The organism is Streptomyces sp. 2-1 (genome assembly GCF_048564895.1).
Lineage (GTDB): Bacteria > Actinomycetota > Actinomycetes > Streptomycetales > Streptomycetaceae > Streptomyces > Streptomyces phaeochromogenes.
In genome coordinates, this window is the sequence record NZ_CP183383.1 from 2,442,425 (window position 1) to 2,463,025 (window position 20,601).

The 20,601-nt window shown below is 70.6% G+C and carries 22 protein-coding genes; 3 read left to right on the forward strand and 19 right to left on the reverse strand.

From position 1 onward, the window contains the following. Window positions 1-290: 290 nt before the first annotated feature. From cbiE to ACN20J_RS10780, 7 genes are all read right to left on the reverse strand, one after another. Window positions 291-1,502: a precorrin-6y C5,15-methyltransferase (decarboxylating) subunit CbiE gene (cbiE, locus tag ACN20J_RS10750; protein ID WP_189839925.1), complete on the reverse strand. Its 1,212-nt coding sequence runs from the start codon at window positions 1,500-1,502 to the stop codon at window positions 291-293. Window positions 1,503-1,677: 175 nt separating this feature from the next. Then, the gene (locus ACN20J_RS10755) at window positions 1,678-2,316 is read right to left on the reverse strand and encodes a GNAT family N-acetyltransferase (protein WP_189839926.1); all 639 of its coding nucleotides are present in this window, start codon (window positions 2,314-2,316) and stop codon (window positions 1,678-1,680) included. 132 nt (window positions 2,317-2,448) lie between these two features. Next, window positions 2,449-3,276 carry a MetQ/NlpA family ABC transporter substrate-binding protein gene (locus tag ACN20J_RS10760; protein ID WP_361909380.1) on the reverse strand — a complete coding sequence of 276 codons (828 nt, stop codon included), beginning with the start codon at window positions 3,274-3,276 and terminating at the stop codon, window positions 2,449-2,451. A 31-nt stretch (window positions 3,277-3,307) separates the two neighbouring features. After that, window positions 3,308-4,135 (reverse strand): MetQ/NlpA family ABC transporter substrate-binding protein, encoded by an 828-nt coding sequence (locus ACN20J_RS10765; protein WP_189839928.1) that lies wholly within the window; start codon window positions 4,133-4,135, stop codon window positions 3,308-3,310. An 89-nt stretch (window positions 4,136-4,224) separates the two neighbouring features. Beyond that, entirely contained in the window at window positions 4,225-4,950 is a 726-nt protein-coding gene (locus ACN20J_RS10770; protein ID WP_189839929.1) for a methionine ABC transporter permease, read from the reverse strand. Then, the gene (locus ACN20J_RS10775) at window positions 4,947-6,038 is read right to left on the reverse strand and encodes a methionine ABC transporter ATP-binding protein (protein ID WP_419665780.1); all 1,092 of its coding nucleotides are present in this window, start codon (window positions 6,036-6,038) and stop codon (window positions 4,947-4,949) included. Before ACN20J_RS10775 ends, ACN20J_RS10770 begins: the two co-directional genes overlap by 4 nt. Before the next feature lie 321 nt (window positions 6,039-6,359). Further along, window positions 6,360-7,007: an HAD family hydrolase gene (locus ACN20J_RS10780; RefSeq protein ID WP_419665781.1), complete on the reverse strand. Its 648-nt coding sequence runs from the start codon at window positions 7,005-7,007 to the stop codon at window positions 6,360-6,362. A 69-nt stretch (window positions 7,008-7,076) separates the two neighbouring features. On the opposite strand from ACN20J_RS10780, the gene ACN20J_RS10785 reads away from it, so the two are divergent. Both ACN20J_RS10785 and ACN20J_RS10790 read left to right on the forward strand, forming a co-directional pair. Continuing rightward, a complete protein-coding gene (locus ACN20J_RS10785) occupies window positions 7,077-7,436 on the forward strand; it encodes a hypothetical protein (RefSeq protein ID WP_419665782.1) in 360 nt (119 codons plus the stop codon). 1 nt (window position 7,437) lies between these two features. Next, the gene (locus tag ACN20J_RS10790) at window positions 7,438-7,860 is read left to right on the forward strand and encodes a hypothetical protein (RefSeq protein ID WP_419665783.1); all 423 of its coding nucleotides are present in this window, start codon (window positions 7,438-7,440) and stop codon (window positions 7,858-7,860) included. A 35-nt stretch (window positions 7,861-7,895) separates the two neighbouring features. On the opposite strand, the gene ACN20J_RS10795 is transcribed toward ACN20J_RS10790, so the two are convergent. The 3 genes from ACN20J_RS10795 to ACN20J_RS10805 form a co-directional block, all read right to left on the reverse strand. Continuing rightward, entirely contained in the window at window positions 7,896-8,399 is a 504-nt protein-coding gene (locus ACN20J_RS10795; RefSeq protein ID WP_189839934.1) for a GNAT family N-acetyltransferase, read from the reverse strand. 45 nt (window positions 8,400-8,444) lie between these two features. Further along, a complete protein-coding gene (locus ACN20J_RS10800) occupies window positions 8,445-8,951 on the reverse strand; it encodes an RNA polymerase sigma factor (RefSeq protein ID WP_364181898.1) in 507 nt (168 codons plus the stop codon). 117 nt (window positions 8,952-9,068) lie between these two features. After that, window positions 9,069-10,238: a glycerophosphodiester phosphodiesterase gene (locus tag ACN20J_RS10805; RefSeq protein ID WP_361891552.1), complete on the reverse strand. Its 1,170-nt coding sequence runs from the start codon at window positions 10,236-10,238 to the stop codon at window positions 9,069-9,071. A gap of 500 nt (window positions 10,239-10,738) precedes the next feature. Here ACN20J_RS10805 and ACN20J_RS10810 point away from each other — a divergent pair, with 500 nt between their 5' ends. Further along, entirely contained in the window at window positions 10,739-11,413 is a 675-nt protein-coding gene (locus ACN20J_RS10810) for a lysophospholipid acyltransferase family protein (RefSeq protein WP_055616518.1), read from the forward strand. A 204-nt stretch (window positions 11,414-11,617) separates the two neighbouring features. Here ACN20J_RS10810 and ACN20J_RS10815 read toward each other — a convergent pair whose 3' ends face one another. From ACN20J_RS10815 to ACN20J_RS10855, 9 genes are all read right to left on the reverse strand, one after another. Next, window positions 11,618-12,847, reverse strand: a complete 1,230-nt coding sequence (locus ACN20J_RS10815) for a sensor histidine kinase (RefSeq protein ID WP_246575191.1) — start codon at window positions 12,845-12,847, stop codon at window positions 11,618-11,620. Window positions 12,848-12,877: 30 nt separating this feature from the next. Further along, on the reverse strand, window positions 12,878-13,546 hold the full coding sequence (locus ACN20J_RS10820) for a response regulator transcription factor (RefSeq protein WP_055616520.1): 669 nt from the start codon (window positions 13,544-13,546) through the stop codon (window positions 12,878-12,880). Window positions 13,547-13,600: 54 nt separating this feature from the next. Then, entirely contained in the window at window positions 13,601-14,782 is a 1,182-nt protein-coding gene (locus ACN20J_RS10825) for a S1C family serine protease (RefSeq protein ID WP_419665784.1), read from the reverse strand. 114 nt (window positions 14,783-14,896) lie between these two features. Then, entirely contained in the window at window positions 14,897-15,847 is a 951-nt protein-coding gene (locus ACN20J_RS10830; RefSeq protein WP_419665785.1) for a VWA domain-containing protein, read from the reverse strand. A gap of 100 nt (window positions 15,848-15,947) precedes the next feature. Next, complete coding sequence (locus ACN20J_RS10835; RefSeq protein WP_419665786.1) at window positions 15,948-16,871, reverse strand: DUF58 domain-containing protein; 924 nt, start codon at window positions 16,869-16,871, stop codon at window positions 15,948-15,950. Continuing rightward, window positions 16,868-17,938 (reverse strand): AAA family ATPase, encoded by a 1,071-nt coding sequence (locus ACN20J_RS10840; protein WP_419665787.1) that lies wholly within the window; start codon window positions 17,936-17,938, stop codon window positions 16,868-16,870. Before ACN20J_RS10840 ends, ACN20J_RS10835 begins: the two co-directional genes overlap by 4 nt. Continuing rightward, window positions 17,935-18,213 carry a hypothetical protein gene (locus ACN20J_RS10845; protein ID WP_361909350.1) on the reverse strand — a complete coding sequence of 93 codons (279 nt, stop codon included), beginning with the start codon at window positions 18,211-18,213 and terminating at the stop codon, window positions 17,935-17,937. The genes ACN20J_RS10840 and ACN20J_RS10845 overlap by 4 nt, the downstream gene beginning before the upstream one ends. Before the next feature lie 236 nt (window positions 18,214-18,449). After that, complete coding sequence (locus ACN20J_RS10850; RefSeq protein WP_419665788.1) at window positions 18,450-19,988, reverse strand: MFS transporter; 1,539 nt, start codon at window positions 19,986-19,988, stop codon at window positions 18,450-18,452. Beyond that, window positions 19,985-20,536 carry a TetR/AcrR family transcriptional regulator gene (locus tag ACN20J_RS10855; RefSeq protein WP_220450725.1) on the reverse strand — a complete coding sequence of 184 codons (552 nt, stop codon included), beginning with the start codon at window positions 20,534-20,536 and terminating at the stop codon, window positions 19,985-19,987. The genes ACN20J_RS10850 and ACN20J_RS10855 overlap by 4 nt, the downstream gene beginning before the upstream one ends. Window positions 20,537-20,601: the final 65 nt, after the last annotated feature.

Below are 20,601 nucleotides of genomic sequence, written 5' to 3' on the forward strand. Positions count from 1 at the left end.
GCGGCGCACCGACCGCCCGCAATGAAGTAACGAGCATGCGTGCCGGGCGGCACGAACGACCGGTCGACAAAGCCATTAACAGGCATTGTCGCGGTCGGCCCGCCACCGCGACAGGGTGATCCGCCACGGCCCGCTGTGGACTGCGCCACGTTGCGCGTCCTCCGGTTTTCCGCCGTACCACACGCATCCCAAAACAGGTGCGTTTTCCGGACATTGACCGGCGAAATACCGGACAAGCCGAGCGCAGTGCAACGATCGGCCAGCCTACCGCGCGCGGTACGACAACCGGATCACAGGGCGCGGTCGGGCAGGAGTCCGGTGAGCAGGAACGCGACGCTCCGCTCCTTCTCCGTCCAGGCCCGGGTGTCCAGCTCGACGGACTGCAGAAGGGCGCACTCGACCTGGTAGCCGTGCTCCGTCAGGTCCCTGCCGACGAGTTCGGCGGCGTCGCGTGTCGCGGCGTGCGTGACGATCCGCTGCGGGCGCCGGTCGGCGACGGCGGAGACCACGGCTGCGCCGCCGCCCCCGACACGTACGACGTCCGGTTCGGGCAGGTTCTCCAGGATGTGGGGCGCGGTGCCGTGGGTGATCTGGAGCTGGACGCCGAAGTGGCGGGCGGTGGCCATGGTGCGGGCGCAGGCGTTCGGGTCGCGGTCGACGGCGATGACGGCGGCGCCGCAGCGCGCGGCCTCCGTGGCGAAGGCGCCGCTGCCGGAGCCGATGTCCCAGACGAGGTCGCCGACGCGCGGTCCCAGGCGGGCGAGTTGGGCGGCGCGCAGCACTTCGGTCTCGCCCTCGCCGAGGTCGCCGCCGTACATCTCGTCGGGCAGGGCCCAGCCGCGCGGTCCGGTTCCCGGGTCGCGTCCGGCGATCCAGCTGCCGCCCTCGGAGGCGGTGACGGGCCCGCCCATGACGATGACGATGTTCGGGTCGCGCCAGGTGTGGTCGGCGACCTTGTCCGAGGTCAGGATCGTGACGCGTTCGCGCGCGGTGCCCAGTTCCTCGCAGATGACGAAGGTGCGGTGGACCCCTTCGAGGAGGAGGCCCAGCTCGGCGGGGCCGGCTCCGGGCGAGGTGAAGACGGCGACCTTGGTGTGGGCGCGGCACACATTCACCGCGCGTCGCAGCGTCCGCCGGTGTGCGACGACCACCTGTGCGTCGTCCCAGGGCATACCGGCACGGGCGAAGGCGGCGGCGACGGACGACACCGCCGGGACGACTTCGACCTCCAGGCCGAACTCGGGGGCGCGCAGGGTGCGTACGACTCCGAAGAAGCCCGGGTCGCCGTCGGCGAGGACGACGGCCGTGCCGCGGTGGGCGGCGATGCGGCGGGCGGCGAGGGAGACGCTGCCGAGCCGGATGCGCTCGGCGCCCGCGGGGACCTCGGGGAGGACCAGATGATGGCCCGCGCCCGCCACCAGCGTGGCGGCACCGAGAGCCGAGCGCGCCGCGTCGGTCAGCGGCGAGCCGTCCCAGCCGATCACCGTGACCCGGTCGGCCATCGTCGTCAGTCTCCTGGAGTCTTCGCAGGTCTCGGATGGGCATGCGGCCGCCAGGCAGGCATGCGGAGCCCCGTGAGCGTACCCCGGGACCTCCGGGAGTGGGGGCGCGGGTCCGCGGCCGTCCTCCGCACGGTGGCCGTCCGGCCACGGCGTCGGTTCCGGCGCGACCGCGAGGTCAGTTCCAGTCGGAGTACGAGGTGAAGCCACCGGTGTCGGCGAGCTGCTCGGCGATGCCCTCGATGTCCTCGGGAAGCAGGCCCCACACGATGAAGTCGGTGCGCAGGGCGACCCAGCTCCCGTCCTCGGTACGGGTGCGCGCTATACAGGCGTTGCGCAGGACTCCCTCGCTGATGCAGCCGATCTTCTGCGCGACCTGCTGCGAGGCGGTGTTGTCCGCGGCGGTGCGCAGCTCCAGGCGCTCGAACTTCTGGTCGCCGAAGAGCCATTGGGCGGTGGCGAGCGCCGCCTCGGACGCGTATCCCTCGCCGCGCGCCCAGGGGGCGACGATGTAGGACAGCTCCGTGGAGCGGACATGCCAATTCGTTTTACCCAACTGGACGATGCCGACCAGGCGTTGGGTGAGGAACTCGGTGACGGCGAGGTCGAGTCCGCGGCCGGAGGTGCGCTCGCCCGGCGCGTACCGGTTGATCCAGGAGCGCGCGGCGTCCTCGGTGAAGGGGTGCGGAACGGAGGTCCAGGCCACGACCTGCTCGTCGTTCATCATCTCCGTGAGGGCCGGAATGTCCTCGTCCTCAAGAGGGCGCAGCACCAACCGCTCCGTGCTGAGGGAGATGTCGGGGAAGGTGTTAGTCATGCGCCGCTCCGTAACCATCAGGGACCGTCGGGCCTGCTGAACTGCCCAGCATGCAGCATGAAAGCACCGAACTGCACCACGGGGCCGAGCCGTTGTCGACGAATCGACCCCGTGAGTGCGAGCGGAACGGCGTCAGCCGGAGGTGACCGGCAGGACCGACCCCTGGTACTTGTCCTTGATGAACTTCGTCACCTCTGGAGAGGTCAGGAGTTTCGCGAGCTTCTCGACCCGGGGGTCGTCCTCGTTGCCCTTCTTGACGGCGAGGAGGTTCGCGTACGGGTTGTTCTTCGCGGACTCCAGCAGGATGGCGTCCTCGGCGGGGCTGAGGCCGGCGTCCTGGGCGTAGTTGTTGTTGATGACCGCGGCGGCCACGTCGTCCAGGGAACGCGGCAGTTGAGCCGGTTCCAGCTCCTTGAACTTGAGGTTCTTCGGGTTCTTGACGATGTCCGCCGGGGACGCGGTCGTGCCGGCGTCGTCCTTGAGCGTGATGACGCCCTGGGAGGCCAGGAGCTGGAGGGCGCGGCCCTCGTTGGTGATGTCGTTCGGCACCGCGACGGTGACTCCGTCGGCCAGTTCCGTGACGTCCTGGACCTTCTTCGAGTACACGCCCATGGGCGGCAGGTACGCGTCCACGACCGGGACCAGCTCGGTGCCCTTGGACTTGTTGAAGTCGTCCAGGTAGGGCTTGTTCTGGTACAGGTTCGCGTCGAGCGAGCCCTCCTGGAGCGCGGTGTTCGGCAGGACGTAGTCCGTGAACTCCTTGATCTCCAGGTCGAGTCCGTTCTTCGCGGCGAGGTCCTTCTTGATGTACGAGAGGACCTCGCCGGCCGGGACCGCGGTGGCGCCGACGACGAGGGCGCCGTCGGAGCCGCCGCCCGAGCCGGACTCGGAGCCGCAGGCGGTGAGCCCGAGCCCCAGGGCGAGTGCGGCCGCGGCGGCGGGAATTACGGGCTTACGCATCTGTGGTGGTCCTCGATCCTTGGAAGGGGGCTCAGAACGACGCGACGACGGAGCCGGCGTACTTGTCCGCGATGAACTTCTTGACCTCGGGGGAGGTCAGGAGCTTGGCGAGCTTCTTGACGCGCGGGTCGTCCTCGTTGCCCTTCTTGACAGCGAGGAAGTTGCCGTACGGGTTGTCCTTGGCGGACTCCAGGACGAGGGCGTCCTCGGAGGGCTTGAGGTCGGACTCGATGGCGTAGTTGCCGTTGATCACCGCGGCGTCGACGTCGTCCAGGGAGCGCGGGGTCTGGGCCGCCTCCAGCTCCTTGAACTTGAGGTTCTTCGGGTTCTTCGCGATGTCCTTGGGGGTCGCGTCGTTGCCCGCGCCGTCCTTGAGCGTGATGATCCCGTTGGCGTCGAGGAGCTTGAGCGCCCGCGCCTCGTTGACCGTGTCGTTCGGGACGGCGACCGTCGCACCGCTCTTCAGCTCGTCGGCCTTCTTGATCTTGCTGGAGTAGAGGCCGAGCGGCTCCAGGTGGACCGTGACGACGGGCACGATGTCGGTGCCGTTCTTCTTGTTGAAGTCGTCGAGGTACGGCTGGTTCTGGAAGTAGTTGGCACCGACGGAGCCGTCCTGGGTCGCCGTGTTCGGCAGGACGTAGTCGGTGAACTCCTTGACCTGCAGGTCGAGGCCCGCGTCCTTCGCCAGATTGTCCTTCACGTAGGTGAGGATCTCGGCGTGCGGGACCGGGCTCGCGGCGACGACCAGCGGGCCGCTCGTGTCGGCGGCACCGGAGTCCTCCGAACCGCAGGCGGTGAGACCCAGGGTGAGGGCTCCGGCGGCGAGGACGGCGGTGGTGATCTTGGCAGTGTTACGCACGAAAAGTGCCTTTCCTGAGGGTGTAGCGGCCCCGCGGAGGGTGTGCGGGGAGAACTGAGGGGGGTGAAGTGGAGGGGGAGCTGTCGGCGTCAGACGGTCTTGCTGGTCGCGGTGGCGGCCTTCAGGAGCCTGAGCCTCGGGGCGGCGCCCGACTGGCCGCCCCGGCGGTGCAGCCCGCGGGCGGCGAAGTCCCCGGCGAACTGGATGAGGGAGATGACCACGGCGAGGATGCCGACGGTGATCCACATCAGTTCGGTCTCGAAGCGCTGGTAGCCGTAGCGGATGGCGATGTCACCGAGGCCGCCCGCGCCGACCGTGCCCGCCATCGCCGAGTAGCCGATGAGCGCGACGATCGTCGTGGTGGTGCTGGAGATCAGCGACGGCAGCGACTCGGGGACGAGCACCTTGCGGACGACGGTCCAGGTGTTGCCGCCCATCGACTGCACGGCCTCGACGAGCCCGCCGTCCACTTCGCGGACCGCCGTCTCGACGAGGCGCGCGAAGAAGGGGATCGCGCCGATCGCGAGCGGCACGATGGCGGCCTCACGGCCGATGGTCGTGCCGGTGATCGAGCGGGTGAAGCCCATCAGCGCGACCATCAGGATGATGAACGGCATCGAGCGGGCGATGTTCACGATCTGCCCGATGACCTTGTTCAGCACGGTGTTCTGCAGCAGGCCGCCCCGGTCCGTGAGGACCAGCAGGATGCCCAGCGGCAGACCACCGACGACGGCGATGACCGTCGACCAGCCGACCATGTAGAGGGTGTCCCAACAGGCCTGCTCCAGCAGCGGCTGCATCTCCGACCAGGTCACTTGGCACCTTCCTTCACCAGCACGGGCGCCTGGCCCTGGACATCGATCTGCAGACCCTGCTCGCGCAGGAAGCCGATCGGCACGACGTTCTCCTCGTAGCGGCCGGGCAGTTCGATGCGCATCCGGCCGACCTGCTTGCCCCCGACGGTGTCCATCGCGGCGCCCAGGATCGAGATGTCGATGTTGTACGTGCGGGAGAGCTGCGAGATGACCGGCTGGGTCGCGGCGTCGCCGTGGAAAGTGACGTCGATGACCGTGCGGTCGTCGGCGGAGGCGTCGCCGCTCACCGGGAAGAGCGCGGCGGCCAGTTCGGAGCCGGGGGTGGCGAGCAGTTCGCTGACGGTGCCGGACTCGACGATCTTCCCGTTCTCCATGAGGGCGGCCGAGTCGCAGATGCTCTTGACGACGTCCATCTCGTGCGTGATGAGCAGGACGGTCAGGCCCAGCTGCCGGTTCAGGTCGCGCAGCAGCTGGAGGATGGAGCGGGTGGTCTCGGGGTCCAGCGCGCTGGTGGCCTCGTCGGAGAGGAGCACCTTCGGGTCGCCGGCCAGGGCGCGGGCGATGCCGACGCGCTGCTTCTGGCCGCCGGAGAGCTGGGCCGGGTAGGACTTGGCCTTGTCGGACAGGCCGACCAGGTCCAGCAGTTCCAGCGCCTTGCGGGAACGTTCCTTCCCTGACACGCCAAGGATTTCCAGCGGCAGCTCGACGTTGTCCTGGACCGTCCGCGAGGACAGCAGGTTGAAGTGCTGGAAGACCATGCCGATGTGGCTGCGCGCCTTCCGCAGCTCCCGGCCCGCACGCGGGCCGCGCCCGGCAAGGGCCGTGAGGTCCTGCCCGGCGACGGTCACGGTGCCGGCAGTGGGGCGCTCCAGGAGGTTGACGCAGCGGATGAGGGAGGACTTGCCGGCGCCGGACTGTCCGATGACGCCGTACACCTCGCCTTCGCGGACGTGCAGATCGACGCCGTCCAGGGCGGTGACCTCACGGCCGCGCGAGCGGTAGACCTTCTTCAGGCCTGTTGTCGTGATCACTGGGGTTTCCGTCACTGTCGAGTGCAGGGCGTGGGTGTGCGCCGGGCACGGTTGCATTCGGTCGGAACGCGGCACGGTCGTTCACGCGGTGGCGTCGAAAGCCGGGCTTCGGCAGAACTGCGTGCGCGGGGCAGACTCAGGCGCGTACGAAAGCGTCGTACGGGCAGACCTGAGCGGTCTCGCTTCGGGGCGCGAGGCTCTGGGTGGTGCGGGGGCCCTCTAGAAGGCGCACATTCGACACATACAGCGAGCACCGGGCGTCATGGTCGCCTCGGTCGCAAGGATGCGGCTGCTCGTCGTGGTCATGAGAAAAGTAAAGCAGACGTATGCGCGGAACCGGGAACCGCTGTCCGCATCGCGGACAGCGGTGGACACCCCTCAGCCGCCGACGGAGATCTCCACTCCCCCGTCCGTGACCAGCGCCGACACGGCCGAGAGGTCCGTGACGACGACGTCCGCGTGCAGCTCGGCGGCCTGGTGTGTTGTGGTCAATGCCACGGTGGTCATCCCGGCGGAGCGGCCGGCCTGCAGACCCGCGGGCGCGTCCTCGAAGACGACACAGCGGGCCGGGTCCACGCCGAGCCGGCGGGCGGCGAGCAGGAACGGCTCGGGGTCGGGCTTGCCGCGCGTGATGTCGTCGGCGGCGATCAGGGTCTTGGGCCGGATTCCGGCCTCGTCGAGGCGGGCCTCGGCCAGCCGACGGGTGGCGGAGGTGACGACGGCCCAGCGGTCGGCGGGCACGGAGTCGAGGAGCGCCCGGGTCCCCGGCAGCAGGTGGACACCGCCCTCTACGTCCTCGACCTCCAGCTGCTCGATCCGTACGACGGCCTCGGGGACCCGGTCGGCGGGCAGCAGGTCGGCTGCTATCTCGGCGGCGGGGCGGCCGTGCAGCTCGACCCGGGCGAACTCCTCGGCGGTGATCCCGTACTCCTCGGCCCACCTGGTCCAGCACCGGTACACCGACTCAAGGGATGAGACGAGCGTTCCGTCGTTGTCGAACAGCAGGGCATCGGCTTGGATCTTCATGCCCTCGACCCTACGGGGCACCCCGGGGGCGATCGCATCAGGTCTTTTGGCCCGTAATAGGGTCGCGGCATGCTTGATGCCCTGACGGTCGCGACCGCTGTCGCCGCGCTCGCGCTCGCCGCCTGGTGCGGCTGGGCCGCCTACCGCGACCGGCCGACCAAGGACTGGCACTTCATCGGTATGGCCGTGGTGACGGTGCTCACCCTGGTCCAGCTGGTGGTGGGCATCGTCCAGCTGGCCCGCGGTGAGAAGCCGGAGCAGGGCACGACGATCTTCGTGGCGTATCTGATCGGTTCCTTCGCGTGCATCCCGGCGGCGGGCTTCATGTCGCTGGCGGAGCGCACCCGCTGGGGTTCGATCACGGTCGCGGCCGGCGGTGTGGTCCTCGCCGTGCTTCAGGTGCGGCTCTACGACATCTGGGGAGGCTGAGATGGCGGCGACCGACAAGCAGCCCGGACGGACACGGCTCATCGGCGGTCCGGGCATCCTGCTGGTCTGGCTGTACGGCGTGATGGTCGTCGGCGCCGTGTCGCGCTCCGCCGTGCAGATCGCGACGGAGTTCGACAAGGCGCCGCTCGCCTATTCGCTGTCCGCGATGGCCGGTCTGGTCTACGGCTTCATCACGTACTCGCTCGTCCGCGGCGGCGAGACGGCCCGCAAGGCGGCGCTGGTGTGCTGCGCCGCCGAACTCGCGGGCGTCCTGATCGTAGGCACCTGGACCCTGGCGGAACCCTCCGCCTTCCCCGACGCCACGGTCTGGTCGGACTACGGCATGGGGTACCTGTTCATCCCGGTCCTGCTGCCGGTGACGGCACTGTTCTGGCTCCGCCGAAGCAGGGCCGTCACTACGTAGGCATGCGGCAGGTTCGGCGCACCCTCTTCACAGCGTTACGCGCTGGCGACAAAGGCGCTGGCCGACGACCCCTTCGCCAGGGTCACCAGGCTCAGCCGCTCATCCACCCGCTCGGTGGAGACGAGCTGATACCCGTGCTTCCGGTACAACCGCAGGTTGTGCTCGCTGCGGTGCCCGGTGAAGAGCTGGAAGCTCTTCGCACCCGCGTCCGCGGCGACCCGCGACTCGATCGCGTCGAGCAGCCGCCCGCCCAGCCCGTGCCGCCGCATCCGCGGATGGACGATCAACTTGTTGATGCGGGCCGTGCCATCCGCATCCACAGCCGCACGCACCGAGGCCACCACCTCGTCGCCCAGCCGGGCCACCAGGACCGTGCCGCCCGCGAGCTCCGCCTTGAGGGAGTCGAGGGGCTGGGTGAGGGGCTCGATGCTGTAGTCGCCGTACAGCTCGGCCTCGCTCTGGTAGCAGAGGAACTGCAGTTTGAGGATCTGTTCGGCGTCCTGTTCGGTCGCCGCCGAGATGGTCACGCTCATGCCCATGTGTGCATGCCTCCCGCTCACCTGTTCCGCCGTTGTCCCTCACTCCTATCCCCGTGCTTCGTGCGCCGCAACCTCCGACGTAAGCATTCGGCGCAGACAACCCAGGCATCTGGAACGTTCCGGACCCAGACTGCCCTGTGAGATACCCAACTCCCCCGCGATCTCCCGGTATGTGAGGTCCTTCGGGGACAGCAGCGCGGCCATGAGACGCGGACAGCGGCCCGGCAGCCTGCGTACGGCGGAGTGCAGGGCCCGGCGCCGGGCGGCGGTGAGCGCGAGCTGTTCCGGGCCGGGCCGGCTGTCGTCGGCGGGCTCGGACGCGTACGGCAGCTCGACGCTCGCGGTGTGCCGGGTGCGGCTGGCCTCCGAGCGGACGGCGCCGCGCAGCCAGGCGGCCGGGTCGGCGGGCGGGCCGTCCGTGCCGAGGCGCTCCAGGAGGCGCACCCAGACGGCCTGTTCCAGGTCACCGGGCTCCGCGCCCGAGGCATATGCCTCCGCGGAGGCCTCGGCGGCGAGCAGTGGACGCAGCGTGTCGAGCATGTCGTGGGTCATATGCGGCACGACGCGGCCGCCCCGGCACGAGGTTGCCGGGGCGGCCGTCTGTCACCCCAACCGGGGCCGGGGGCTCAGCTGTTGACGAGCGCGGGGTGGCGGTTCGTCGGTGAGGGCTCAGCGCTTCAGGAAGTCCTCACGGGCGAGGACGCCGGTGTCGGGGTTGTCGGTGAAGACCCCGTCGATGCCGGTCGCGAAGTACGTCCTGAAGGCGCCGAAGGCGTCCCCGTAGCCGTCCGCGTCGGTGCCCTTGCGGAAGTTCGCGGGCAGGAAGGGGTTCTCGTTGCGCATCGTGTACGGGTGCAGGATCAGGCCCTCGGCGTGCGCGTCCCGGACCAGGGTGGTCGGGGTGGTGAGGTTGCCGCTCGCGTCCTTGAGGATGATCAGGTCGAGGGTCGGGCCGATGCCCTGCGCGTAGGAGGAGATCTCCTTCAGGCCCGCGGGCTTGACCAGGTCGGCGACCGTACGCGGGTCACCCGTCTCGACGAAGTCCCAGGGGCGGGTGTTGGCGGCGGACAGCAGCACGACCAGGGGGTTGCCGATCAGCTTGTTGAGGCGCTGGATGCTCGTCGGTTCGAAGGACTGGACGATGACGGGCGAGTTCTTCTTGTCCAGGCCGTGCCTGCGCAGCACCTTGGCTACCCGCTCCTCCAGGCCGAGGCCCAGCTTGCGGAAGTAGGTGGGGTGCTTGAGCTCGGGGTAGATCCAGACCTGCTTGCCGCGCTTGCGGCTCTGCTCCTCGCGCCAGCGCAGCACCTCCTCGAAGGTGGGGATCTCCCAGCGGCCGTCGTAGAGCGTGTTGTGCGGGCGGTTGGCCGGGATGCGCTCCTTGGCGCGCAGCGTCTTCAGCTCCGCGAGCGTGAAGTCCTCGGTGAACCAGCCGGTGGTGGACACCCCGTCGAGGAGCTTGGTGGTCTTGCGGCTCGCGAACTCGGGGTGCGCGGAGACGTCCGTCGTACCGCCGATCTCCGGCTCGTGACGGCAGACGAGGTGGCCGTCCTTGGTGGGCACCAGGTCGCCCGCCTCGATGACGTGCGCGCCCATGTCGAGGGCCAGCTGGTACGAGCCGAGCGTGTGCTCCGGCCGGTAACCGCTGGCCCCGCGGTGCCCGATGATCGTCGGCTTCGGCAGGCTCTTGTAGCCGGCGCCGCCGTGCTTCTCGTCGGCTCTCGCCGTGGCCGGTACCCCGAGGACCGCTCCGCCGGCGCCGAGGACCGCGGCCCCGAGCAGCGCGCGCCGTCCCGGGCCGGTCCCGTTCAGTCCCTCGTTCGACTCCTGCGTCCCCATGTGCGCTCCTCCGCATACTGCGCTGCACCAGTCAAAGCGGGACGATCGTAGGTGCGCGGGGGTGACGGAGGGGAGACCTTGGACGGAACACGCGGGTGACGCTGGATGTCGTATGGGGTGCGTGAGTTGGCCGGGAGTCGACCAAGGGCCGGCTGGGGGCCTCCCGGGCCGACTCGCCCTCGGCTGACTTGTCGTCAAACGCCGGACCGGCCGGGTGGGTGGAGGTGGCCGGGCTGGGTACCCGCACCTTGTAGGGCGCGGCGAGCCGCACCCGTGAGCCACACCCACCCCGCACCCGGCCTCCCAAAAGGCCTAACGGGTGAGGACTTCGTCACACCGTGTCGTACGGATGACAGCCGTGCGACAGGGCGCCACCGCAGGTAAACAAGGGTCAACAGTGCGTATCCACTCGGTGAACCCGATGTGCAAGACCCGGGGGGCCGCGAGTATCGTCCTCACCTGCACAGACTTATACCGATCCCTTGACACCGGAGGGCACGTTGTCCCGCTTCGCGCTCATCAAGGCAGTGCTCGGACCGATCATGCGCCTGATGTTCCGCCCACGGGTGGAGGGTGCGGAGCGCATCCCGGGCACGGGCCCGGTCATCCTGGCCGGCAACCACCTCACGTTCATCGACTCGATGATCATGCCGCTCTTCTGCGACCGGCAGGTCTTCTTCATCGGCAAGGACGAGTACGTCACCGGGAAGGGCATCAAGGGCCGGCTCATGGCCTGGTTCTTCACCGGCTGCGGCATGATCCCCGTCGACCGTGACGGCGGCCGTGGCGGTGTCGCGGCGCTGATGACCGGCCGACGCGTGCTGGAGGAGGGCAAGGTCTTCAGCATCTACCCCGAGGGCACCCGCTCCCCCGACGGCCGGCTCTACCGGGGCCGCACCGGCATCGCCCGCCTGGCGATGATGACCGGCGCGCCCGTCGTGCCGTTCGCCATCATCGGCACGGACAAGATCCAGCCCGGCGGTGCGGGGTTCCCGCGGCCCGGCCGCGTCACTGTGCGGTTCGGTGAGGCGATGGAGTTCTCTCGGTACGAGGGGATGGACCGCGACCGCTATGTGCTGCGGGCCGTGACCGACTCGGTGATGGCCGAGGTCATGCGGTTGTCGGGGCAGGAGTACGTGGACATGTACGCCACGAAGGCCAAGGAAGCGGCTTAGCTCCGCTGGTTTTTGGGGTTCCTGGGTGGGGTCCTGGGTGGTGGGGTGCGGGTTTCCTTGTGGCTTGGTGCGCAGTTCCCCGCGCCCCTAAAAGGGCGCTGGCCCCGACGCAAGCCTGTAGGTCGCGGCCCTGAAGGGTGCGCGCCCCTGGTCCTGACCGGGCGCTGGACTCTCGGCCTATAAGGACCGCTGGGCGGCGATGGCTCAATGAGGTTGCTCGTCCGGTGGGGTCGCGTTGGTGTGGTCCGCGGCTGGTGAGGGGAACCAGAGGACGAAGGTCGAGCCCTCGCCGAGTGTTGAGAAGAGGCGGATCTGGCCGCCGTGGGACTCGACTATCTGGCGGACGATCGCGAGGCCCAGGCCCGCGTGGCGGTCGTGGCCGCCGCCGTTGCCCTTCGCTCGCCAGAAGCGGTCGAAGACCCTGGTCTGGTCGTCGTCGAGGATGCCGGGCCCCTCGTCCTGGACCGACGCCCAGAGCCAGCCGTCCGCCCGGCCCGCGGCGACCGTGATTTCGGTGCCCGGCGGCGAGAGTCGTACCGCGTTGGAGAGCAGGTTGCCGACAGCTCTCCGCAGCGCGTCGTGGTCGCCGATGACCGTCAGGCCTGTGGTGAGACGCCGGTGCAGTACGAGCCCGCGCTCGGCGGCGAGCGGCGCGAACTCCTCGCAGGCCTCACCCGCCACCGCGGCCAGATCGACGTCCGCGTCGGCGAGGGCGGGTGCCGTCCGGCGGGCGGTGGCCAGCAGGTCCTCGACCAGGCGGGTCATACGGGTCGTCGCGCGGTCCACGCTACGGACGGCCGCCCTGCGCTCGGCCTCCTCGGACTCCTCCGCCGTCAGCACCGCGTCCAGGTTGGCGCGGATGATCGCGAGCGGGCTGCGCAGTTCGTGGGAGGCGTCGTCGATGAGCTGGCGCTGGGCGCGGAAGGCCTCGTCGAGGCGGTCGAGCATGGAGTCGACGGTGTCGGCGAGGTCGCGGAGCTCGTCCTTGGGTCCGTCGAGGCGGATGCGCTGCGAGAGGTCGGTGGCCTGGATCTCGGCGGCCGTACGGGAGATGGAGCGTACGGGGCGCAGGGCGCGGCCGGAGAGTATCCAGCCGATGGCGAGGCTGGTGACGGCGAGTCCGCCGAGTACGGCGAAGGAGAAGCGGCGGAGGTTGGCGAGGGTCTCGTAGTTGACGGCGGCCTCGACCTCCTGGACCTTCACCACCGGGATCTCGCCGACGTACTCGTCGTTCACGTACTTCGACGCCGAGAACTGCTTGCTGACGGGGTGCGCCTCGCCGCTGCGCTCGACGGCGACATAGGTCGCGCCGAGGACGAGTGCGGTGAGGACGAAGAGCAGACCGGAGTAGAGGACGGTGAGGCGGAAGCGGATGGTGTGGGTGAACGCCGGGAGGCGGAGCCTCGCCCTGACGATCCGCAGCGCGCCGATCATCGTGTCCTGCCGATCATCGTGTCCTGCCGATCATCGTGTCTCCTTGAGGCGGTACCCCTGCCTGATCACCGTCTCGATGAGTGGTTCCTCTTCTCCGGTGATCTTCCGCCGCAGCGAACCGACCGTGACCCGCACGGTGTTGGTGAACGGGTCGGCGTATTCGTCCCAGACGTGTTCGAGGAGTTCCTCGGCCGGTACGACGCGTCCCGGGCGGGTCATCAGGTAGTGCAGGACGCCGAACTCCTTGGGCGTGAGCTGGAGCGGGCGTGCGCCCCGGAAGGCCTCGAACCGGGCGGTGTCCAGGCGGAGTTCGCCGACCTCGACGACCGCGGTTCCGCCGTCCTCGCGGCGGAGCAACGCCCGTATCCGGGCCAGGAGTTCGGGCAGCGCGAACGGCTTCACCAGGTAGTCGTCGGCACCTTCGTCGAGGCCCCGGACCCGGTCGGCGAGACGGTCGCGGGCCGTGAGCATCAGGATGCGGGGACCGCCCGGCGTGGCCCGTACGGCACGGCAGACCGAGAAGCCGTCGCCGTCGGGCAGGTTGAGGTCCAGCAGCACCAGGTCGTAGTCGTTGACGGCCAGCTTCTCCGTGGCCGTGTCGACATCGGGCGCGATGTCCACCGCGTAACCGGCCCGCACCAGCCCGACCTTGAGCGCGACGACGAGGTCTTCCTCGTCCTCGACGACCAGCAGTCTCATCTGCCCCACCCGCCTCGTGCCGCCATCTGTCGATCGAACCGGGCCGCGACCCGTTCATCCATCGATGATCGCCCGCGCGGCGGCCCTCGCGTCCGCCATCGGAATGGCGAACCCGATCCCTATCGAACCGCCCCGCTGCTGGTCCAACGTGGCGATGGCCGTGTTGATGCCGATCACTCGACCGTCCGCGTCGACGAGCGGACCGCCGGAGTTCCCCGGGTTGATCGACGCGTCGGTCTGGAGAGCCCTTCGCCGCTCACCGCCCTCCCCCAGCCGTACGGACCGGTCGAGCGCGCTGACGATGCCCGAGGTGACGGTGCCGCTGAGGCCGAGCGGGGACCCGATGGCGAGGACGGTGTCGCCCACGCCGGGCTTCGCCTGAGCACCGGCGGCCAGGTCGGCGGCGCGCAGCCCGCGGGCGGTCTCCGGTTCCAGGACGGCCACGTCGTTGGCGGGGTCGTCGCCGAGCACGTCCGCACGGAGCCGACGCCCGTCCTGGAGCTCGATCGACACCTCCGAACTCCCCGCCACCACATGCGCGTTGGTGAGGATCCGGCCGCGCTCGTCGAACACGAACCCCGAGCCCTGTCCCTCCGCCGTCTCGATCGACACGACACTCGGCAGCACGCGCGCGGCGACCGCTTCGAGCCCCGTGACGTCCTGCCCGGCCGCCGACGCGGCGGGCTCCTCGTCACCGACGGCCCCGGCCGCGTATCCAGCGGCCCCGCCCGCGAGGACGGCGGCGAGGACTGCGGCCAGGAGGGGGCTGACCTTGCGCGGAGACCGAGGAGGCGGGGCCGGAGGGGGCTGCGGGGTCGGGGTCGCGTACGGGCTCGGGTATGTCGTCTCCGGCGGTGCGGCCGGGGCGAATCCCGAGGGTGGCCGACCCGGCAGAAAGGAGGGCCCGCGCGGCTCGCCGAGGCCCGGGTAGGGGGTGTGGGGCTGCCCGCTCCGGTTCGGGTCGCCGCCGGGCTCCGCCTCGGACCAATGGCCTTCCGCCCTGGGGCCGTTGGGGCCCAGCGGGCCGGGCGGACGGGGTGGCCCGGTGGGGCGTGACGGGCCGAGCGGGCGGGTCGGGCTGGGGTGCGCCGGCGGCCCCGCGCGGCCGGGGAGGCCCGTGCCGCCCGGAAGGCCCGGCCGGCCGGGAAGAACGGGCTGGTCAGGGAGGACCGCGTCGCGCGGCGGTCCCGGGTGACGTGGTGGGCCCGGGTGGCCCTGGAATCGGTCGTACGACACGGTCGTTCCTCCTTGGTCGCGGAACCCTGGACCCGAGGGGCCCGGGCGCGGAACCCGGTGGTGCCGGATGCCGGAAGCCTTGAGCGTGGCGCCGGGAGCCGGAGGGGTTGCGGATCAGGGGAGTCGGGAGAACCAGAGCAGTGAGGTGGCCGCGGTGGCGAGGGCCGTGAGGAGACCGGCCGCGACGAACCACTGCCAGATCTCTCGTTCCTCGGTGCGGTGCCCCACCGAGCTGCCGATGTCCTCGTACACCTCCTGGAGTTCTTCGCCCGTCGCGGCCTCATGGAAGTCGCCGCCGGTGCTGGAGGCGAGGCCCCGCAGGGCGGGACCGTCGACCGGGACGCTCACCGTGTCGCCGGACGGCAGGTCAATGGTCCCGCTTTCCGTGCCGTACGCGATGGTCGAGACCGGGATTTTGTCGTCGGCCGCCTCCCGGGCCGCGGACTCGACGGACCGGCCCGTGGTGTTGGAGCCGTCCGACAGCAGCACGATGTGCGCGGGCGGCGGCTTGGTCTCAGCTTCCCGGTCGAGCATGCGGACGGCGTCACGCGCGGCCACGACGGCCTCGCCGATCGCCGTGCCCTCGCCGGTGGTGAGCCGTTCGATGGCCGAACGCAGGGCGCCGCGGTCGGTGGTCGGCGGGACCGCGACCGTGGCGGAGCCGCTGAACGGTACGAGTCCCGCGTTGAAGCGCTCGGGCAGCCGATCGACGAAGTCGAGCGCGGCACGCTGGGCCGCCTCGAAGCGGGTCGGCTCGACGTCGGTGGCCTCCATGGACGCCGACACGTCGAACGCCACCACGATCGTGGCGCGCTCACGCGGCACCTGCACCTCAGTGGTCGGCCGGGCGAAGCCCACGACGAGCAGTGCGAGCGTGCCGCAGAAGGCAGCCGCCGGAACGTGACGGCGCCAGCCGGGCCGCCGGGGCGCGACCTTGTCCAGCAGTTCCAGGTTGGTGAACCGGACCGCGTACCGGCCGCGCCTGCGCTGCACGAGCAGATAGGCACCGATCAGCAGGGCGAGCGGCACCAGGAGCAGCAGCCAGCCGGGCGAGTGAAGACTCACGGCACCTCCAGCGGACTCATGGCCCCCTCCAGGGGATGCGGGGGTAGGGACGCAGCAGGTACGGGGATCGGAGCGGCGGACACCGGGGCGACGGGCGTGTTCACGCGGCACCGCCTCCCGACCGGCGCCGCTGCTCCTCGACATGGCGTACGACGTCGCGCACCCAGTCGCGGTCCGTACGCAGCCGGAGGTGGGCCGCGCCCGCCCGGCGGATGGACGCCTTGATCAACGCCCGCTGCTCCAGGGCCGCTTCGGCGTACCGCTCACGCAACTTCCGTGAGTGGGTGGGGATTTCACGCCTGGCACCGGTCTCGGGGTCGACGACGTTGAGCAACCCCACGGCGGGCAGCTCCAGTTCACGGGGGTCGACGGTCTCGACGGCGAGGATCTGGTGGCGGTGGGCGATCGTCCGGAGGGGTTGCTCCCAGCCGGTCTCCAGGAAGTCGGAGACGACGGCGACCAGGCCGCTGCCTGGGAGTGTGCGCAGCGAGCGCAGGGCGTCGGCCAGGGAGTGCGGGGCGGCTGCGGACACGCCCGCCGCCACCCGGGGCCGGTCCAGGGCGGCCCGCAGGATCGTGAGGAGGTGGTGGCGCCCGGTGCGGGGCGGGATCCGCTGGATGCCGGCCGGTCCGGTGATCTGCGCGCCGAGCCGGTTCCCGGCCCGTTCGGTGAGGAAGGCGACGGCCGCCGCCGCTCCGACGGCCAGGTCGCGTTTCTCCATCCGTGCCGTGCCGAAGTCCATGCTCGCGGACGCGTCGAGCACGATCCAGGTGGTCAGTTCCCGGTCGGCGAGGGTGAGGCGGACGTGCGGGACGGTGGTGCGCGCGGTGGCGTTCCAGTCCATCCGGCGTACGTCGTCGCCGATGACGTACGGCCGGGTCTCGGACACCTCGGTTCCCGGTCCGGGGACGAGGCCGGGGTGGTCGCCCTGGAGGAGGCCGTCGGGGCGGCGGGTGAAGAGCAACTCCAGGTGTTTCAGGGCCTGTTCGGGGGTGAGTTCGCTGAGGGTCGGGATGCCGCTCATGCCGCTTCGCCCTCCGTTCCCCCCTCGGTGCGGCCCTCTGCGCGTCCTTCTGTTCGCCCGTCTGCTCGTCCCTCGGGGCGCGTGGCGGCCTGGCGCGGGGTGATGCGTGGCTGCTCCACGGCGGCCAGTACCTCGTCGACGATCTCGGCGCCGGTGACGCCGTCGGCGAGTGCGTCGAAGGACAGCACGAGCCGGTGGGCGACGACCTCGTGGGCCAGGTCGTGCACGTCCTCGGGGAGGACGTAACCACGGCCGCGCAGCAGGGCGAGCGCGCGGGCGGCGGCGACCAGGCCCAGTGTGGCGCGCGGGCCGGCGCCGTGCGCCAACCGGCTGCCGGGGCCCGCGAGTTCACGGGTCGAGACGACCAGTCGTACGGCGTATTCGGCGACCGCGTGGTGCACGAACACCTCGTCGGCGGTGCGCTGGAGCGCGATGAGCCGCTCGGGGGTGAGGACGGGGCGCGCCCGGGGCGGGTCGACGCTCATGCGGTAGAGGATCGCGAGTTCCTCGGACTCGCTGGGGACGGCGACCTCGACCTTGAGCAGGAAGCGGTCGCGCTGGGCTTCGGGGAGTTGGTAGACGCCCTCGGACTCGATGGGGTTCTGGGTGGCGAGTACGAGGAACGGCTGGGGGACGGGGATGGTGGTGCCGCCGATGGATACCTGGTGCTCGCCCATCACTTCGAGGAGCGCGGACTGCACCTTGGCGGGGGCTCGGTTGATCTCGTCGGCGAGGACGAAGTTGGCGACGACCGGGCCGGGTTCGACGCTGAACGCCTCCTGGGAAGGGCGGTAGATCCGGGTGCCGGTGATGTCGGACGGGACGAGGTCGGGGGTGAACTGCAGCCGGGCGAAGCGTCCGCCGGCCACCTGCGCGAGGGTCTTCGCGGCGAGGGTCTTGGCGACGCCCGGGACGCCCTGGAGGAGGCAGTGGCCCCGGGCCAGGACCGCGGTGAACATCCGTTCCACCATGCGGTCCTGGCCCACGATCACCCGCTTGACCTCGAAGAGCGCCTCTTCGAGGAGCTTCCCGTCGGTGGCGTCACCGCGTGGGTCGGCGGTGGTCACAGTGCTGCCGCTGGGTTGCTCGGATCCGCGGAGGGGGTGCCGCCGGTGCCGTCCTTGTCGGGGCAGTCCTCGCGGGTCCAGGTGCGGGTTCCGTTGTCGGCCGCGCCCTCCTCGGTCGGGCCATCCTCTGCCGCGTGTTCCTCGACGACGAAGCGGACCGTTTCGCGGGGGGCCTCGTCGCCGTCTGCGGCGAGGGCGACGCCGCCGGCCGCCAGGGCCGCGGTGGCCAGCACGGCGACGACGAGGGTCTTTCGGTTACGGATACGACGGGTCATGGTCGGTGGCTCCTTCGGCCGTGTGGGACGACGTCCGGTACGGAGCCAAGACCATCAGGTGAGGGCGAAAACGGGCTTAAAGGGGGGCGCTGCCTGCGGGTTTGGGGGCGGGGGTGCTTGTTGGCTACGGGTGCGTTGTGGCTTGTCGCGCCCACGCGGCGGAGCCGCAAATCGATACAGCCCCGCGCCCCTTGAGGGGCGCGATCGCCCACAGCCGTACAGAGACACGGGGGTCTCTACGGGTGCTCCGCCCCGTCCCCCAGCTTCTGGCCCCGCAGCAGTACCCATGCCGCCACCGACGCCGCCAGCAGGACCACCGCGCCCAGGCCCGCCGCGAGCGCGATGCCGTCGACGAAAGCTGCGCGGGCGGCGGTGAGCAGGGGCTCGGCGTCGGGCAGGGCCGTTGACGCCTCCACGGCGCCGCCGAGGGACTCGTGAGCCGCGGCGGCCACCTCCGGGGGTGTGCCCGGTGGAGCCGTGAACCCGGCGTAGACGCCGGTGACGATGGAACCGAGCAGGGCGATGCCGAGGGCGGCACCGAGTTCGTACGCCGTCTCGGAGACCGCTGACGCGGCGCCCGCCTGTTCCTTGGGCACGCTGGAGAGGATGACGTCGGCGGTCACGGTGAAGGAGAAGCCCGCGCCCACGCCGACGACCAGCAGGGCCCCGCCGAGCAGCGGATACCCGGTCGACTCGGTGAGCAGGGTCAGCGCGCCCAGGGCGAGCCCGATCGCGGCGAGCCCGCCGGCGGTGACGGCACGCACCGAGTACCGGCGTGCGACCGTACCCGCGACCAGACCGGCCGCCACCGCGCCCAGCGCGGCGGGCAGTTCTGCAAGGCCCGCCTCCAACGGGCCCCTGCCCTGCACGAGTTGGAGGTACTGCGAGAGGAAGAAGACCAGCCCGGACAGGCCGAGGATGGTCAGCAGGTCGGCGAGCACGGCCCCGGAGAAGCCGCGGCTGCGGAACAGCCGCATGTCCAACAGCGGGATGGGCAGCGTGAGTTGACGTCGTACGAAGCCGTAGAGCGCGACCGCGCCGAGCAGTGCGGCGGCGACGGCCGTGACGTTCGGGCCGTGCGAGGCGGCCTCCTTGATCCCGTAGACGATGCCGACCATGCCGATGAGCGACAGCACGACGCTCATCAGGTCCCAGGGGCCGGGCTCGGGGTTGCGGGACTCGGGGAGCAGCTTCACGCCGACGAGGACGAGGACCGCCATCACGGGGAGATTGATCAGGAAGACGGAGCCCCACCAGAAGTGTTCGAGGAGGAATCCGCCGACGACCGGGCCGACCGCCGTGCCGGCCGAGGCGGTGGCGCCCCAGATGCCGAGGGCGAGGCTGCGTTCGCGCGGGTCGTGGAAGAGGTTGCGGATGAGCGCGAGGGTGGCGGGCATCAGGGTCGCGCCCGCGACACCGAGCAGTGCGCGCGCCACGATCATCAACTCGGGTGTGCTCGCATAGGCGTTGAGCACGGATACGAGACCGAACGCGACCGAGCCGATGAGCAGCAGCTTCTTGCGCCCGATGCGGTCGCCGAGGCTGCCCATCGAGACGAGCAGGCCCGCGATGACGAACGAGTAGACGTCTCCGATCCACAACAGCTGCGTACCGGAGGGCTTGAGGTCCTCGCTGATGTAGGGGGTCGCGAGACCGAGGACGGTCGCGTCGACGGCCACCAGCAGCACGGCGAGGACGAGGACGGCGAGCGCGAGCCAGCGGCCCGGACGCTTCTCCGTCTCCTCCGCGAACGCCGGCCGCACCGTGCTGGTCATGATTCCTCTCTCCGTAGTGCGCCGCCGAGCAGCAGCTCGACGATCATGTGGTGGAAGTCGTTGGCGGCCACCCGGCCCTCGGCCACGGCCCACGCCCCGGAGGCGATGAGCCCGTAGAGGGCCTCGGTGAGCCAGGCCGGGGTGAGGTCGATGCGGAACTCGCCGCTCTCCTGGCCGCGCCGGAACACCCCGGCGATCCGCGCGTCGAGCCGGGCCCAGCCCTCGTGCCGCTCCTCGCCCTCGAACAGCTGGTTCTCGGAGTAGAGGAAGGCGAGCAGCCCGGCGGCGCTCTCGATCTCCGCCACCAGACGGCGTACGGCTTCCCGGGCGGTGTCCTCGTCGAGCCGTGCCGCGTCCAGCGCCGCCTCGCACTCGCGGATGCCGAGATCCTCCAGCGCGCGCACGAGGGCGTCGCGCCCGGCGAACTGGCGGTGCAGCGTGGCCCGGCTGATCCCGGCCGCCTTGGCGACCTCGTCCATGGTGGCGGTGGATTTCCGGGTGAGCAGGGCGGCTGCGCTGCGCAGCACGTGGTCACGGTCGATGGCCATGAGACAACCATAAACCATATGAGACATCAATGTCTCACCCGAGGCGCGTGGCGCTCACCACCAGC

Excerpts from the sequence above, each read along its gene's own strand:
- ACN20J_RS10790 (WP_419665783.1), top strand. The coding sequence starts at position 7,438 with ATGGCGGCGACCGACAAGCAGCCCGGACGGACACGGCTCATCGGCGGT.
- ACN20J_RS10815 (WP_246575191.1), bottom strand. The coding sequence starts at position 12,847 with ATGATCGGCGCGCTGCGGATCGTCAGGGCGAGGCTCCGCCTCCCGGCG.
- ACN20J_RS10785 (WP_419665782.1), top strand. The coding sequence starts at position 7,077 with ATGCTTGATGCCCTGACGGTCGCGACCGCTGTCGCCGCGCTCGCGCTC.
- ACN20J_RS10805 (WP_361891552.1), bottom strand. The coding sequence starts at position 10,238 with ATGGGGACGCAGGAGTCGAACGAGGGACTGAACGGGACCGGCCCGGGA.
- ACN20J_RS10855 (WP_220450725.1), bottom strand. The coding sequence starts at position 20,536 with ATGGCCATCGACCGTGACCACGTGCTGCGCAGCGCAGCCGCCCTGCTC.
- ACN20J_RS10760 (WP_361909380.1), bottom strand. The coding sequence starts at position 3,276 with ATGCGTAAGCCCGTAATTCCCGCCGCCGCGGCCGCACTCGCCCTGGGG.
- ACN20J_RS10775 (WP_419665780.1), bottom strand. The coding sequence starts at position 6,038 with ATGCAACCGTGCCCGGCGCACACCCACGCCCTGCACTCGACAGTGACG.
- ACN20J_RS10820 (WP_055616520.1), bottom strand. The coding sequence starts at position 13,546 with ATGAGACTGCTGGTCGTCGAGGACGAGGAAGACCTCGTCGTCGCGCTC.
- ACN20J_RS10850 (WP_419665788.1), bottom strand. The coding sequence starts at position 19,988 with ATGACCAGCACGGTGCGGCCGGCGTTCGCGGAGGAGACGGAGAAGCGT.
- ACN20J_RS10780 (WP_419665781.1), bottom strand. The coding sequence starts at position 7,007 with ATGAAGATCCAAGCCGATGCCCTGCTGTTCGACAACGACGGAACGCTC.
- ACN20J_RS10800 (WP_364181898.1), bottom strand. The coding sequence starts at position 8,951 with ATGACCCACGACATGCTCGACACGCTGCGTCCACTGCTCGCCGCCGAG.
- ACN20J_RS10755 (WP_189839926.1), bottom strand. The coding sequence starts at position 2,316 with ATGACTAACACCTTCCCCGACATCTCCCTCAGCACGGAGCGGTTGGTG.
- ACN20J_RS10795 (WP_189839934.1), bottom strand. The coding sequence starts at position 8,399 with ATGGGCATGAGCGTGACCATCTCGGCGGCGACCGAACAGGACGCCGAA.
- ACN20J_RS10835 (WP_419665786.1), bottom strand. The coding sequence starts at position 16,871 with ATGAGCGGCATCCCGACCCTCAGCGAACTCACCCCCGAACAGGCCCTG.
- ACN20J_RS10845 (WP_361909350.1), bottom strand. The coding sequence starts at position 18,213 with ATGACCCGTCGTATCCGTAACCGAAAGACCCTCGTCGTCGCCGTGCTG.
- cbiE (WP_189839925.1), bottom strand. The coding sequence starts at position 1,502 with ATGGCCGACCGGGTCACGGTGATCGGCTGGGACGGCTCGCCGCTGACC.